Genomic DNA, 15069 nt, shown 5'->3' on the forward strand with positions numbered 1-15069 from the left:
TATGGATACGCTTCACCAATCCTTTACTGTAAAATTCAGTTATGATGTTTTTTTTACATCAGCTCTTTTTGACCCTAATAATAAACTCATCAATGATTTTTTAACTGGTAGCAACCTCTCCACTTCTATAAAAAAGATTCTTTTTGTAATTGACGAGGGTGTAACCAATACCCACCCTGCTTTGGTCAGCCAGATAAAAGATTATTTTATTCAACATAATCAAACACAGCTAGTACAGGATATATTGATTATTCCAGGTGGTGAACCAGTAAAAAATGATACCCGGTATCTCGACCAGGTTCTGGAAGCCGTTAACAATCACGGGATAGACCGGCATTCCTTTGTAGCGGCCATAGGTGGAGGCGCTGTCCTTGACATGGTTGGCTACGCTGCTACTATTAGTCACCGAGGCGTTAAACAGATCAGGATACCCACTACTGTTCTATCACAAAATGACTCCGGCATAGGGGTTAAAAACGGGATCAATTATTTTAATAAAAAAAACTTTCTGGGCACATTCTCCCCTCCTGTCGCGGTTTTTAATGATGAGTTATTTTTGAGCACACTATCAGACCGCGACTGGCGGTCGGGCATAGCAGAAGCCATCAAAGTTGCCCTGATCAAAGACCAAAAGTTTTTTATCTGGCTGGAAGAAAATGCCGACTTACTGGCACAACGCAACAGAGCTGCGATGAACTACCAGATATGGCAATGCGCCAAATTACACCTGGAACATATCCGCGGTGCCGATCCTTTTGAAAGCGGCTCTTCCCGTCCGCTTGATTTTGGACATTGGAGTGCGCACAAATTAGAGTATCTCACCAATTTTGAGATCAGGCATGGTGAGGCCGTTGCTATGGGGATCGCTTTAGACACGGTATACTCCAATTTATCGGGCCGTTTATCAACCGAGGAATCAAACAGAGTATTAAACCTGATCCAAAAACTAGGATTTGAGCTTACACATCCTTTGCTTCAAGTTCAGCAGGATAACAGCCCTATATTATTAGGCTTACAAGAATTTCGAGAACATTTGGGCGGACAATTAACTATCACACTGCTGACAGCTATAGGTAAAGGCGAAGAAGCCCATGAAATTGACCCCGCGCTCGTTAAAAAAGCAAGTGAAATTTTGCAGGAGCTCAACCAACAAACAGCGCACAATTTTTCATCTTCCATCTTATGAGAATAGACTATGGTCACTTAACTTTCTGTACAAATATTTATGTAGGCGAAAGCTGGGATACCCATTTTGCCGTTTTAAAAGAAAGCTTTCCTCTAATTAAGAAGGACCTTTCGCCTCATGAGTCTATGGGGATAGGGCTACGTCTTTCTAACCAGGCCAGTATAGAAATATTAGAGGATGATCATCTCCTTGAATTTAAACAATGGCTGCAAGCGGTTGGTGGATATGTTTTTACCATGAATGGCTTTCCTTATGGCGGCTTTCATCATACCCGGGTAAAAGATCAGGTACATGCACCCGATTGGACTACTGATGAACGGGTAGGCTATACCACCCGGTTATTTAATATCCTGGCCCAATTATTACCTGAGGGTATGGATGGTGGAATTTCAACCTCTCCTTTAAGTTATAAGCCCTGGTTTACAACAGCGGAAGAAAGTGAGGATGCTAAAAACATCGCTACAAAAAATATCCTGTCCGTGGTTGAAGCGCTTCATCATATACATGAATCTACCGGCACTTTATTACACCTCGATATTGAACCTGAACCAGACGGTTTTCTGGAATCAGGACCGGAATTTATCAACTGGTTTGAAAACGATCTGCTTGCGAAAGGAAAATCCTATTGTTCAGAGAAATTACACATAACTGAGGATGAAGCAGAGAAAATACTGAAAAGACATGTTTGTTTATGTTATGATGTCTGTCACTTTGCTATTGGCTATGAGCCGCATACGGCCATCATTGAACAGCTCAGGGCGAAAGGTATTAAAATTGGTAAAATTCAAATCAGCGCGGCATTAAAGGCCCTGCTTCCGACATCACCGGTTGAAAGGCTAAAAGTAACTGATGAACTTTCAAAATTTGATGAACCAACCTACCTTCACCAGGTTATTGCTAAACGTACTGATAGCTCATTAATACGTTATCCTGATCTTTCAGAAGCATTAGCAGATAGCCATAACCCGGATGTTACGGAATGGCGGGCACATTTTCATGTCCCAATTTTTGAGGAAGATTTAGGCTTGGTTAAATCTACCCAAACAGATATTACGGAAGTACTTTCGCTTCAAAAGAGCAATCCCTTCACTAATCACCTGGAAGTGGAAACCTATACCTGGGGTGTTTTGCCCTCCTCATTGAAAATCCCTCTCAATGAATCCATTATCAGGGAATTAGCCTGGGTTAATACAAAAATGTCATCATGAATAAAACAGTAGTAATTGATATTGTAGGCTTATCATCTTCAGTAATAGGACAGCACACACCCTTTCTTCAGCAGTATATCGCTAAAAAAAATCTAAGGACCATTGAGCCATTATTGCCTGCAGTTACAACCGCGGTACAATCAACTTATTTAACGGGTAAATTTCCTTCAGATACTGGTATTGTGGGTAATGGCTGGTATGATCATGCCGACAGTGAGGTGAAATTCTGGAAACAATCAAACAAACTTGTTCAGGGCGAAAAGATATGGGATAAAGCCAAAAAAGAAGACCCATCCTTTACTTGCGCCAATATGTTTTGGTGGTACAATATGTATTCATCGGCAGACTATTCGGTAACCCCCCGACCAAATTACCTGGCAGACGGACGTAAGCTCCCCGACTGCTACTCCCATCCGGCCGAATTACGCGATCATCTACAAAATAAATTGGGCCAATTTCCTTTATTCCAGTTTTGGGGCCCCGGTGCCAATATTAAGTCAACACAATGGATTGCTGATGCGGCTATGATGAACGAAGAGTTGCACAACCCAACACTCACATTGATCTATCTCCCCCATCTTGATTATTGCCTTCAGAAATTCGGGCCCGATCTGGCCAAAATTGGTAAAGAACTGCAGGAGATTGACGCGGTGGTTGAACAACTGGTCACCTTTTACCAGAACAAAGGTGCTCGTATTATCCTGCTTTCTGAATATGGCATTGCCCCGGTAGATAATCCCATCCACCTTAATCGTATATTAAGGGAACATGGCCTTTTACAAATCAGAACAGAGCGTGGATTGGAGCTATTGGATGCCGGTGCATCCAAAGCATTTGCAGTGGCCGACCACCAGATAGCTCATATTTATATTAATGATAAAACGGTAACCGAACGGGTAAAAACCTTATTGCAAAATACACCGGGAATAGAGTTGGTGCTTGACAAAGCGGAACAGGTTAAACACCATATCCAACATGAACGCTCGGGCGATCTGGTACTCATGGCGGCTGAAAAAAGTTGGTTCACCTACTATTTCTGGCTTGATGATGCCAAAGCACCTGACTATGCACGAGTGGTTGACATTCACAAAAAACCGGGCTATGATCCGGTAGAAATGTTTATGACCTCAAAATTAAGAGCGGGCTATAAACTTTTAAGAAAAAAAGCAGGCTTAAGGTATGTGATGGACGTTATACCGCTTGATGCTACTTTAATAAAAGGATCACATGGCCGAATTGGTATCCCCGAAGCTTATAAACCTGTTATCGTTACTGATAATAATGATATCAAAAACATCAATGCGACTGATGTTTTTGATATCATATGGCAGCACCTGCATTAATCAGGATATTTAACGTGAGTTCTATATAAGAAATGAGGGCTCAATACCAATAAAAAATGTCATTTCGAACGAGGTACGAGGAGAAATCTTTTACGATATGCTAATTTGAACAGCATTGCGTAAAAGATTTCTCCGCACCCCACCACTTTGTCCGTCGCTGTTTGTCGAAATGACACGGGGGTTCTTATACCAAACTCACGTTAAATTAGATGATTAGTTAGCTGTACCTGCATCCCGCTTTGTTTCCAGTGCGGCACGTATACTGGCCGGTAAATTAGAGAATAAGGTATAGCCAGTAGCATTTTCAATATCTTTTACGGTGGTTATATACTGCGTCCAGTCCGAGCTAATAGAGTTGATATTAGGTGTATTTACGGCTATTACCCGGGTGTCACTGGTAATACGGCTCAGGTCATTATTCCCATTGGGGATAACCACGATCACTTTCCATATATTGGAAGGCACAACAACATGTCCATTATCAACAGTAGTAGCAGAACCACTGGAACCAGTACCACCCGAACCATAGCTACCCATCACAACATAGATTTCACTACCTGCAGTTACCAGTGACCGGCCATAAGCTTCCAGATTGGCCCAAGTGTGCTCATTATTATTGGGGGCTTGTGGAATCATATTATCCATTAAAAAAGTAGCTTGATTAGCCGCTGTGGTAGAGCTTCGATCGGCGCTGGGGCAGTTATGGCCCCGGTCAAAGCCCGAACCGGAATAACTGGTATTAGATACTTCATACCAACCGGCGGGTAAATTGGTATCCGCACGAAAATCATTGGAGCGATCGACAGAACCCAGGGAAGTACTCCCCACGTACCAGCTTACCCAATTAGGTACACCTTTATCACGATTGTAGCTTTCGGTATAATAAGTCTGGTCGATCAGGTAATTATCCGCATTAGCAGTACTGTTAGTAGCACCGGTTGGATTTCCCAATAAGAGATTGGTATTATCAGCGGTTGAACTTCCAGATCCCCCACCAGTTCCACCTCCGGAACCTCCGTCAAAGCTATTGATGATAAAATCATCAATATTAATCCGGTTAGTGCCACCAGAAGTCTTTCTCAATTGAAAACGCAATGAGCCAGATTGATTAACGTTAAAAGTAGCCGTATTTAAAGTGGTGCTGGAAACGGTTATTTCAATCCCCCCCACTTGTGTATAACTACTTCCCCCGTCTGAGGAAACCCATAACTGAAACGCAGAAGCTCCATCAGTACCATAAACCGCGTAATTCATAGTCACGGTTGATGCTCCAGTACTCACATCAAAGTTCATACTTAAAGTGCCCGTATTACGGATACGAACAGAGCGGCTACCGTTTTTTTGATCAGACGCACTGGTTCCTATCAAAGCATCATTAAGATTCCAGGAACCGCTATTCAATGCGACATCGGCAGCTGCATATCCGGTCTTTGATCCGGACTCAAAATCTTCATCAAAAGCTTGTACCACAGCCTGAGTTTTTGCTTTGGTACCGATCGCTGTAGGATCTGTTGAAATTGGGGTTACTAATGATTTCTGGCAGGATACCAATAATAACGAGGAGATAAGGAGAACAAATGAGGTCCGTTTTAATTGCATGATATTTTATTTAGTCAATAATGCAATAAATTTAAGTTAGGTAATATTAGCCCCCTGTTAAATGATTGTTCTTTAATTATTAAGAAAATTGAGAAATATCCCAATAAACTACCTTCAATTGAATTCCACAACAGCTTCCATTGTCATGTCATTTATGAATTAATGTTTAGCCAATAATATTTATACAAAAACATGGTTTACACTTTTTTGAAGAAATAAAACATAAATAATTAATTATCAATAATTTAATCACATGTCAACCCTAAAAAGTGTAAACCATGTAAACCCACTTTTTTGTCGATTGAATACTGATGACAGCATTTTTAGCGGCAATAAAAAAGCCACCCCCTTTTAAAGAAATGGCTTTTGGTATTATTATAAAAATATAGTTATTGTTTCCGTCTTTTCCGTTCTTTCACAATCAAACTAAGCTCGCGGCTCATTTGGCCGGCTATAGCCGTGTTTTCCTGCGCACGTCTGAATAAATAAGGCAATACAGCCTTTATTGGGCCATATGGTACATATTTGGCTACATTATATTGAGCGTCGGCCAGGTTAAAGCTCAGGTTGTCACTCATTCCTAACAGTTGCGAAAAATACACGTGAGGGTGTTTATGATCAATTCCTTTCGCATCTAAAAGCTCGGCCAGTAAACGGCAGCTTTCTTCATTATGGGTACCGGCAATAAAGGCAATTTTATCGATATGTGTGGTACAGTAATCCAAAGCAGAATCGTAATCCAGATCAGTTGCTTTTTTATCCGGCTGTATTGGCGACGAATAACCTTTTTCCTCTGCACGTCTGCGTTCTTTTTCCATATAAGCGCCACGTACAATTTTGGCCCCTAAAATAAATCCTTCACTCAGGGCAATTTCATGGTCGTTTAGTATAGACGCCAATTTATCATGCCTGTACATTTGATAGGTGTTATAAACTATCGCCGTTTTAGTGTTAAAGCGGCTCATCATGGTTAGTGCCAAAAGATCAATAGTTTCCTGTATCCAACTCTCTTCGGCATCAATCATCACCGGTACGTTATTGGTATGAGCTTTATCGCATATAGCCAAAACGCGATTTTGTACTCTCTGCCATTCCTTTTCTTCCTCTGCGTTAAGCGCTAATTTAGCATCCAGTTTTTCCAGTAATGCAAATCGCCCGACACCGGTTACCTTAAAAACAGTAAGCGGTACAGCCTTGTCTGAAGTTGCACGCTCTATAGTACGGATGATTTCATCGCGCGTACTGTCAAAAACAACTTCGTCATCCTCCCCTTCTATGGAATAATCTAATATGGTGCCTACTCCACCGCTATTCAAATTCTTAATGGTATTATTACACTCATTAATGGTTTCGCCGCCACAAAAGTGTTTAAATATGGTGGCCTTGATCAGGCTTTTGATAGGTAACCCAATTTTAATAGCAAAGTTGGTTACCGGAGGTCCTATCTTTACTAAAAAATTAATATTGATTATCCTGAATAACCAGTATGCCCGGTTAAGGTCAGCATTGGAGGAGTGACGGAAAGCGATTTCTGTATTTTCAAAAGAGGGCTTAACCTGTTGAGTTTTATTGTTCGTTTGGTTAGAAAGCATTTGCAAAATTATAAAATGATATCTCATTATTCCATGAATAGTTTATTTTTGCCGCTCCATGACTGAATTTAAATTAATAGGCGACCATATACCGATGATACAACTGCTAAAAGCTGCCCACCTGGTATCAACAGGCGGAGAGGCACAAATAGTTGTAAGTGAGGGAGAAGTAAAATATAACGGCGAGGTTGATTATCGAAAACGCCTTAAAGTTAAGCGCGGCGATACGGTTGAATTTAGGGGAAATAAAATCTTGGTAATATGATAATGGATACCATTCAAAGCGACAACTACCCTATATATTTTAACAATAGCATTGACGAACTGGTTAGCTTTGTAAAAAAAGGAGCCTATTCTAAATTCTTTATTTTAACCGACGAAAATACAGGCGTTCATTGTTTGCCAATTGTAAAAAGTAAATTAGACGAGCTGGGTGACTACGACCTTATCGAGATAAACGCCGGCGAGGAGAGCAAGGATATTGATTTTTGCATTGGCGTATGGAAAATGCTGATAGATTTTGGTGCCGATCGTAAAAGTTTAATGATAAACCTTGGAGGTGGCGTTGTGACCGATTTGGGGGGCTTTGCGGCATCAACATACAAAAGAGGAATTGATTTTGTGCATGTACCAACTACGCTGCTCTCACAAGTGGATGCCTCTGTAGGTGGTAAAACAGGTATCGATATTGATAGTATTAAAAACATCATAGGCACTTTTACTCAACCCAAAGCTGTATTTATTGAATACAACTTTTTGAAAACCCTTCCTCCACGACAAATACTTTCGGGCCTGGCCGAGATGCTTAAACATGGTCTGATAGCCGATGCTGCTTATTGGAATGAATTGAAATCAAGTGATCTGAAAAAACCTACCGTTCAATTGGTTTATCGCTCTGTTGAGATAAAAAATGTGATCACTATTGAAGATCCTAAAGAGAAGGGTATCCGAAAAGCTTTAAATTTTGGCCATACCATTGGTCATGCCGTTGAAACCAATTCCCTGATCAACGATAAAGATCCACTATCACATGGCGAGGCTATAGCTATTGGCATGATCTGCGAATCATACCTTGCCTATAAAAAAACAGGATTAAGTGCTGAGGAATTAAGCGAAATCACTCACGTGTTCAGTGATCTTTATCCAAGATATACTATAGCCGAATCGAGCTTTGATAACTTGTTTGCTATCATGCAAAAGGATAAAAAGAATCAGGATAATAAAATAAATTGCACTCTGCTTACCAAAATTGGGCAATGTAATATTGATAATATCTGTACAGAAGCCGAACTTCGTGAAAGTTTAATGTATTACATTAATTTGTAAAATGTCTGAGTTAGATCCCCGAAATAAGGCCGCGCTGGTACTGATGGGTTTGCTGGTTGTATTAACCCTTGTTGAAATGGGATTAAGCTACTGGGAAAATCGCAAGTACTATGAAAAACGCGATACATTTGTTAATATCTACCTTACCTCAATAGCGGTAGTTACCAATCTTATTGTTAAGACCAGTACTTTTTTCATGCTGAGTTTCGCCTATCAGTTCAGGCTTTTTCAAATACACAATGTCTTTCTGTATTGGTTTGTGCTGGTTGTGGTACAGGACTTTTTATACTGGGTGTTACACTACACCGGCCATTATTGCAGGCTCTTTTGGGCCATGCATGTGACGCATCACTCATCAGAGCATTTTAATTTAACCACGGGTTTCCGGTCAACAGTTTTTGAGCCATTTTACCGTACTTTTTTTTATTTACCTCTGGCGCTGATAGGTTTTAATGCAATTGATATTTTATATGCATACCTCATCACCCAGCTTTACGGAAACATAGTACATACGCAATATAAGGTAGCACTCCCTAAATGGTACGGGTGGTTATTTGTAACACCGGCGCATCACCGGGTACATCACGCCTCGAATATTCCTTACCTTGATAAAAACATGGGTATGATGCTTATTATCTGGGACAGGCTATTTGGCACTTTCAGAGATGAGAATCTGCCAGAACCGGTTAAGTATGGCCTCACCAAACAGCCGGAAGATATGGGGCCCGTTAATATTATCTTTCATGAGTGGAAAGCGCTGATTCATGATGTTAAACTTGCACCTGGTTTCAAAAACAAATTGGGCTATCTGTTAAACCCACCTGGCTGGAGCCATGATGGCAGTTCACAAACTGCCCGTGTGCTGCAAAGGGAATACGAAATACAGCAGCTCAGCCTGCCTGAAGAGCAGAAACATTCTGCTTAATATAAATACCAACTATTTAGCTTGGATACTATATTTGGATACGGGCAAACTAATGCCTGTATGCTTACCTTATGCCACAATTTGTATCAAAACTACAGCATAACACCTATGAAAAAGGTGAATTTTCTGACAAACAACCAAGAAATCTCGATGAAACCATCGATCTGATAAAAAACTTCCCATGGGATATTGAACGCCCGCTAACCGATATACAACTAACAGGCCCATCTGTTACCATTCAGGATAATGAGCTGAACTATTTAAAACTGGGCTTATATTTTGGCGGCAAATTCTGTGTGTATTACCTGGATAAAGACAATCACCTGTACGAATACCATGTGCCCGACTTAGATTCGGTCAGTAAGCTTATAGCAGACTTCTTTGCCTCAAATTTAGATCTTAAGTAGTTTGAGAAACATTTTTTTAATGTTGGTAACCGGGCACATTTTATCACCCAAAGCTTTGTTTATACATTAAGCATGTGGAAGTTTGTCATCCTGATGGCCCTCTTTTTTATCTACCTGTTTTTGATCTCATTATCCGTTTTCACCACTAAGTTTAATGATGGATCTTTATTCATAACCGGCTTAATGCTACTTTTATCCGGATCGTTCCTGATTTATACATTATTCGTATACTTTAAAAACCGGCATCTATACCTGCAAATATCCAAAGGCAACGGCCAATTCTCTTTTGGCCTTGATGAACAGCATATCGTAACGTATAATAAAAGTGATATCAAACAGATCCTATATTATGCAGGTAAAGGCAACAGCAGCCGTAATTTAACTGGTGAGGTAACAGTATATTTTAAAGATGGCAGTGATATTAAAATTCCCAATCTGCTCATTTCGGTTGTTGATCTCCTGGCAAAATTTAAAGACCATACAGACAATTATACTGTACCTGTTAATTTTATAACCCAAAATATATTCCAATAGCTGTAAAATCAATTTAAACAGAATAAAATTTGTTTCAATCCAACTATTTTACAAAAAATAAAATTTTCTATTGACAAAAACATTTTTTACCGTACATTTACAACGTAATAAAAAAACAAATGAAATTTACAAGCGCATATTACTTCGGTTACTACTTTTACTTTAACAGTATGAGCCGGGACTAATATGTACTTAACACACACATAAAGAACTTAAAAAGTCCCGGCACAAAATGCCGGGACTTTTTGCTTTAATAAAGTTTATGAAGATAGAAAGACCAAGAGTTGCAATCCAGGGAATACGCGCTTCTTTTCACGAAGAAGCGGCTTTACGCTATTTTGGAGAAAATACACAAACCATTGAATGTAACACATTTAAGCAGACTTTTGAGACTCTAAAAAACAGGGAGGCTGATTATGTGGTGATGGCTATTGAAAATAGCATTGCCGGAAGTATATTGCCCAATTATACCTTACTGCTTGATTATGGCTTCCCGGTAGTTGGCGAAATTTATCTGCCTATCCAATTACATTTAATGGCATTACCCGGTGTGAAATTCGAGGATATTAAATATGTGACCTCCCATCCTATCGCTTTACGCCAGTGTGTTGATTTTTTTGATGAGTACCCTCATCTTAAAATAGTGGAAAGTAATGATACCGCGGCTTGTGCCAAACGTATCAGAGAGGAGCAATTAACTGATACTGTTGCTATTGCCAACGCACTTGCTGCTAAACTTTACGGACTGGATGTGCTGGAGCGTCGGATAGAATCCAATAAAAAGAACTTTACCCGTTTCCTGATCCTTACCCACCATGATAACGTGGAAAAGAAGAGCTCCAATAAAGCTTCCCTCTGTTTTCAGGTTAGCAATAAAGTGGGAGCATTGGCCAAAGTGCTTAATATTTTTGCCGAAGAAGGTGTGAATATGAGCAAGATACAATCCATGCCCATTTTAGGTAAGCGCAATGAATATAATTTTTACGTAGATATTGAATGGGACGAACCAAAACAATACGATGTATCCATAAGACAAATACTTAAATACACTCATAACTTTAACATACTTGGTGAATATGAAAGGCATGACGATGAATTAGCAACTCCTAAACCTCAAAAAAACGACCGGATAAGAAAGTATATCAATATCCGCAGAAATATTTAAGACCCTTAATTAATAACTAAAGATTTAAACAAAATATAAAAACACACCGGTAAAAAAATTAAAATACCGGACAAATAACAAAAACGATGAAACTGAATTTAAACATACAGCCGCTTCATACCTGGATCAAAACCGGAAAAGAACCATTGGTAATAGCAGGCCCATGCAGCGCCGAAACTGAAGATCAATTAGTGGCTACGGCTCATTTATTAGCTCAAACAGGTCGCATCTCTGCATTGCGTGCAGGTATCTGGAAACCACGTACCCGTCCGGGTGAGTTTGAAGGTATTGGCAGCATCGGTCTGGAATGGCTTAAACGCGCAAAAGAAGAAACCGGATTACCTACCGCTGTTGAAGTAGCGACAGCTAAACACGTAGAAGAAGCATTAAAAGCAGGTGTAGATATTTTATGGGTAGGTGCCCGTTCAACTGTTAACCCTTTTACCGTACAGGAAATAGCTGATGCCTTACGTGGTGTTGATGTTCCGGTAATGGTTAAAAACCCGGTAAATCCAGATCTTTCTTTATGGATTGGTGCTTTAGAGCGTATAAACAATGCAGGTATCACTAAACTGGCAGCTATACACCGTGGATTCTCATCTTACGAAAAATCAGCTTTCCGTAATGAGCCAATGTGGGATATCGCTATTAACTTAAAAACACTGGCTCCTGAGCTGCCGATTATTAACGACCCGAGCCATATTTCAGGCAACCGTGATCTGATTGGTTACATATCGCAAAAAGCATTAGACCTTGACATGCAAGGCTTAATGATCGAGTCTCATATCGATCCAAGCGTAGCCTGGACAGATGCTAAACAACAAGTTACCCCTGCTGCCTTAGCCGATATTATTGATCACCTTGCTTTACGTAAACCAGAGATCCGTAATGCCGAACTAAACGACAAGCTTGCCGAACTACGTACCCAGATTGACAAAATTGACGACCTGGTTATCCAGAAAATTGCTGAACGTATGCAAATTGCAGAGAAGATTGGTAACTACAAAAAAGACAACAATATTACCATTTTACAGGTAGGTCGTTGGGATGAGATCGTTCAGAAACGCACCAACTACGCAAAAGCATTAAAGTTAAGTCCTGAATTTACAGAGAAATTATTGGAGCTTTTACATAGCGAGTCGATCCGCAGACAAACCGAGATCATGAATATAAATGAGGCCGGACAAGCAGCAGAAAAACTTACCCACGTATAATATCAAATACTGATGCAAAACGTCATCCTGAAAAAAAGTAATAAGCAAATAAGCGGCACGGTAAATCTCACTGGCTCAAAAAGTGAGTGTAACCGTGCGCTAGTGATTGAGGCTTTAAGCAATGGTAAGGTTAAGGTAGAGAACGTATCTGATGCCGCCGACGCAGTATTGCTGGCGGGTATATTGCGGTCGGCAGTGGGCAGCGACCAGTTGGCTGCTGTCCATGGACCATCGACCATAGACCATGGACCACAAACCGTCGACATCGGCCCTGCCGGTACCGCCATGCGCTTTTTAACCGCTTATTTTGCCATACAGGATAATGAAGTCATATTAACCGGCAGCCAAAGGATGAAAGAAAGACCAATAGGTATATTGGTTGATGCGCTGAGAGAGTTAGGTGCCCATATTGACTATGAAGAAAAAGAGAGATATCCCCCTATAAAGCTAAAAGGCAGTTTCGGGCAGCAAACTAGTAAGATCAGTATTAAAGGTAACATCAGCAGTCAATATATTACCGCTTTGTTACTCATCGCTGCACGGCTGCCTTTTGGTTTGGAGCTACATATCGAAGGTGAGTTAACCTCGCGCCCTTATGTAGAAATGACGCTTGCCATGTTGGAAACAGCTGGTATACAGCACCAATGGCTAGATAACGTTATTTCCATAACCAATCAGGAGTTTACTACTACATCCATACACGTTGAACCAGACTGGAGTGCGGCATCATACTGGTATGCTATAGCAGCACTGGCCGATCAGGCGGATTTGTTTTTGACAGGACTGACCCCGTATAGCTTACAGGGCGATAGCGTGATCACCGAGATCATGGCCAATTTTGGTATCACTTCGCAATTCAAAGATGGCGGTGTTCAGTTAATTAGGGAGAATAAACCCTTCAGCCACAAAATATTCGACCTGAAGGAATGTCCTGACCTGGCACAAACCATTATTGTGGTATGCGCAGCCTTAGGTCACGAAGCTGCATTCACTGGGCTGGAAACGCTAAAAATAAAGGAAACCGACCGTATTTTAGCTTTGCAGACCGAGTTGGCAAAAATGGGTGTAAAACTAATTGAGAACAACGAAGTATATCAATTAGATTGCAGCGGAAAATTTATTCCGGATCGTATGTTTATCAATACCTATCATGATCACCGTATGGCTATGGCATTTGCACCGCTTGCCTTGATTATTCCGCAATTGGAATTTGAGAACGGGCCGGTAGTTGATAAATCATACCCAGCATTCTGGACCGACCTGGCCAAACTTGGCTTTGAGGTTCAGGAAGTGGAAGGATAAGGTAATGGTAAAATAACCAAACACGTCGTTACGAGTGATAGTGTGGCAATCCCTTACATACAGAGCGGCTTTGCTAATTGGGGATTGCTTCGTACCTCGCAATGACGGTTTAAATAAATAGATTTGCGGAAAAAGATCTCAAATCTCATATCTAACATCTCATATCTAATACAATGGCAGGCAACTCATTCGGGCAAATATTCAGGATAACCACCTTTGGCGAATCGCACGGCGAGGCTATCGGGGTAATTATTGATGGGTGCCCCGCGCAACTACCAGTTGACCTGGATTACATTCAGGGCGAACTGGATAAACGCAAACCCGGTCAGTCAAAAATAACTACACAGCGTAAAGAAAGCGATAGTGTTAAAATACTTTCAGGCGTATTTGAAGGTAAAACTACAGGTACACCCATAGCTATGCTGATCCCTAATGAGGATCAGCGCTCCAAAGACTATAGTCATAATGTGGACGTATTTCGTCCCTCCCATGCCGACTATACTTACCAAACAAAATATGGTATCCGTGATCATCGCGGAGGTGGCCGTTCGTCAGCCCGCGAAACCGCTGCACGTGTTGCAGCCGGGGCTTTAGCCAAGCTTTTACTAAAAAGCCAGGGCATCGAGATTGCGGCCCATGTAAGCAGCGTGGGCACTATCAACGCCCCAAATGTGAGCATTGATAGCGTACAGGAGTTTATTGACGAACGCGAAAAAAACATTGTACGCTGCGCTGATCCCGCCACTGCCGAAGAAATGATCGCCTTTATCGACAGTGTGCGTAAAGACGGCGATACCGTTGGCGGCAAAATCAGCTGTCATATAAAAAATTGCCCTGTAGGCCTCGGTGAGCCCGTATTTGACAAGCTTCATGCCGATCTGGGTAAGGCCATGCTGAGCATTAACGCAGTTCACGGCTTTGAGTTCGGATCAGGTTTTGCCGGCAGCGAAATGCGCGGATCAGAACATAACGACATCTTTGTAAAATCGCATTTAGGCGATGTAAGTACCATTACTAACTTCTCTGGCGGTATACAAGGTGGTATCAGTAACGGCATGCCTATTGAGTTTAAAGTAGCCTTTAAACCGGTGGCTACCATTATGAAAAGCCAAGCCACTATTGATAGTGAAGGCAATGCCGCCGAAATATCGGGCAAAGGCCGTCATGACCCTTGTGTGGTACCTCGCGCCGTACCCATTGTTGAAGCTATGGCCGCACTGGTCTTAGCCGATCATTGGCTCAGGAACCGAAACTCTATTTTAAGTTGA

14 protein-coding genes are annotated in these 15069 nt (G+C 41.2%); 12 read left to right on the forward strand and 2 right to left on the reverse strand.

The window, feature by feature from the left end; translation table 11 throughout:
• The first annotated feature begins 1 nt into the window (after window position 1).
• Genes BW976_RS00985 through BW976_RS00995 form a run of 3 tightly spaced genes read left to right on the forward strand, consistent with a single transcriptional unit; the run spans window position 2 to window position 3737 of the window.
• Entirely contained in the window at window positions 2-1186 is a 1185-nt protein-coding gene (locus BW976_RS00985) for a 3-dehydroquinate synthase (protein WP_076369506.1), read from the forward strand.
• Window positions 1183-2394: a metabolite traffic protein EboE gene (eboE, locus tag BW976_RS00990; RefSeq protein ID WP_076369508.1), complete on the forward strand. Its 1212-nt coding sequence runs from the start codon at window positions 1183-1185 to the stop codon at window positions 2392-2394. Before BW976_RS00985 ends, eboE begins: the two co-directional genes overlap by 4 nt.
• Window positions 2391-3737 (forward strand): alkaline phosphatase family protein, encoded by a 1347-nt coding sequence (locus tag BW976_RS00995; protein ID WP_076369510.1) that lies wholly within the window; start codon window positions 2391-2393, stop codon window positions 3735-3737. Before eboE ends, BW976_RS00995 begins: the two co-directional genes overlap by 4 nt.
• Window positions 3738-3950: 213 nt before the next feature.
• On the opposite strand, the gene BW976_RS01000 is transcribed toward BW976_RS00995, so the two are convergent.
• Together BW976_RS01000 and BW976_RS01005 are read right to left on the reverse strand one after the other, a co-directional pair.
• Window positions 3951-5336, reverse strand: coding sequence for a DNA/RNA non-specific endonuclease (locus BW976_RS01000; protein ID WP_076369512.1), 1386 nt, complete (start codon window positions 5334-5336; stop codon window positions 3951-3953).
• 389 nt (window positions 5337-5725) lie between these two features.
• The gene (locus BW976_RS01005) at window positions 5726-6928 is read right to left on the reverse strand and encodes a proline dehydrogenase family protein (RefSeq protein WP_076369514.1); all 1203 of its coding nucleotides are present in this window, start codon (window positions 6926-6928) and stop codon (window positions 5726-5728) included.
• A gap of 58 nt (window positions 6929-6986) precedes the next feature.
• Here BW976_RS01005 and BW976_RS01010 point away from each other — a divergent pair, with 58 nt between their 5' ends.
• From BW976_RS01010 to aroC, 9 genes are all read left to right on the forward strand, one after another.
• The gene (locus tag BW976_RS01010) at window positions 6987-7193 is read left to right on the forward strand and encodes an RNA-binding S4 domain-containing protein (RefSeq protein ID WP_076369516.1); all 207 of its coding nucleotides are present in this window, start codon (window positions 6987-6989) and stop codon (window positions 7191-7193) included.
• A gap of 2 nt (window positions 7194-7195) precedes the next feature.
• Window positions 7196-8254, forward strand: coding sequence for a 3-dehydroquinate synthase (gene aroB, locus BW976_RS01015; RefSeq protein WP_076369518.1), 1059 nt, complete (start codon window positions 7196-7198; stop codon window positions 8252-8254).
• Between the two features lies 1 nt (window position 8255).
• Window positions 8256-9179 (forward strand): sterol desaturase family protein, encoded by a 924-nt coding sequence (locus tag BW976_RS01020; protein ID WP_076369520.1) that lies wholly within the window; start codon window positions 8256-8258, stop codon window positions 9177-9179.
• A 71-nt stretch (window positions 9180-9250) separates the two neighbouring features.
• On the forward strand, window positions 9251-9586 hold the full coding sequence (locus BW976_RS01025) for a hypothetical protein (RefSeq protein WP_076369522.1): 336 nt from the start codon (window positions 9251-9253) through the stop codon (window positions 9584-9586).
• A gap of 72 nt (window positions 9587-9658) precedes the next feature.
• The gene (locus BW976_RS01030; protein WP_076369524.1) at window positions 9659-10120 is read left to right on the forward strand and encodes a PH domain-containing protein; all 462 of its coding nucleotides are present in this window, start codon (window positions 9659-9661) and stop codon (window positions 10118-10120) included.
• Window positions 10121-10382: 262 nt separating this feature from the next.
• Window positions 10383-11285, forward strand: coding sequence for a prephenate dehydratase (locus tag BW976_RS01035; protein ID WP_084192001.1), 903 nt, complete (start codon window positions 10383-10385; stop codon window positions 11283-11285).
• 86 nt (window positions 11286-11371) lie between these two features.
• Window positions 11372-12499 (forward strand): chorismate mutase, encoded by a 1128-nt coding sequence (locus BW976_RS01040; protein WP_076369526.1) that lies wholly within the window; start codon window positions 11372-11374, stop codon window positions 12497-12499.
• Window positions 12500-12508: 9 nt separating this feature from the next.
• Complete coding sequence (aroA, locus tag BW976_RS01045) at window positions 12509-13801, forward strand: 3-phosphoshikimate 1-carboxyvinyltransferase (RefSeq protein ID WP_394333009.1); 1293 nt, start codon at window positions 12509-12511, stop codon at window positions 13799-13801.
• A 173-nt stretch (window positions 13802-13974) separates the two neighbouring features.
• On the forward strand, window positions 13975-15069 hold the full coding sequence (gene aroC / locus BW976_RS01050; RefSeq protein WP_076369531.1) for a chorismate synthase: 1095 nt from the start codon (window positions 13975-13977) through the stop codon (window positions 15067-15069).

The sequence above is a fragment of the Mucilaginibacter lappiensis genome, from assembly GCF_900155965.1.
GTDB classification, from domain to species: Bacteria; Bacteroidota; Bacteroidia; order Sphingobacteriales; family Sphingobacteriaceae; genus Mucilaginibacter; species Mucilaginibacter lappiensis.

Coding starts and splice junctions, on each gene's coding strand:
- BW976_RS00985 (WP_076369506.1), top strand. CDS start 2: ATGGATACGCTTCACCAATCCTTTACTGTAAAATTCAGTTATGATGTT.
- eboE (WP_076369508.1), top strand. CDS start 1,183: ATGAGAATAGACTATGGTCACTTAACTTTCTGTACAAATATTTATGTA.
- BW976_RS00995 (WP_076369510.1), top strand. CDS start 2,391: ATGAATAAAACAGTAGTAATTGATATTGTAGGCTTATCATCTTCAGTA.
- BW976_RS01000 (WP_076369512.1), bottom strand. CDS start 5,336: ATGCAATTAAAACGGACCTCATTTGTTCTCCTTATCTCCTCGTTATTA.
- BW976_RS01005 (WP_076369514.1), bottom strand. CDS start 6,928: ATGCTTTCTAACCAAACGAACAATAAAACTCAACAGGTTAAGCCCTCT.
- BW976_RS01010 (WP_076369516.1), top strand. CDS start 6,987: ATGACTGAATTTAAATTAATAGGCGACCATATACCGATGATACAACTG.
- aroB (WP_076369518.1), top strand. CDS start 7,196: ATGGATACCATTCAAAGCGACAACTACCCTATATATTTTAACAATAGC.
- BW976_RS01020 (WP_076369520.1), top strand. CDS start 8,256: ATGTCTGAGTTAGATCCCCGAAATAAGGCCGCGCTGGTACTGATGGGT.
- BW976_RS01025 (WP_076369522.1), top strand. CDS start 9,251: ATGCCACAATTTGTATCAAAACTACAGCATAACACCTATGAAAAAGGT.
- BW976_RS01030 (WP_076369524.1), top strand. CDS start 9,659: ATGTGGAAGTTTGTCATCCTGATGGCCCTCTTTTTTATCTACCTGTTT.
- BW976_RS01035 (WP_084192001.1), top strand. CDS start 10,383: ATGAAGATAGAAAGACCAAGAGTTGCAATCCAGGGAATACGCGCTTCT.
- BW976_RS01040 (WP_076369526.1), top strand. CDS start 11,372: ATGAAACTGAATTTAAACATACAGCCGCTTCATACCTGGATCAAAACC.
- aroC (WP_076369531.1), top strand. CDS start 13,975: ATGGCAGGCAACTCATTCGGGCAAATATTCAGGATAACCACCTTTGGC.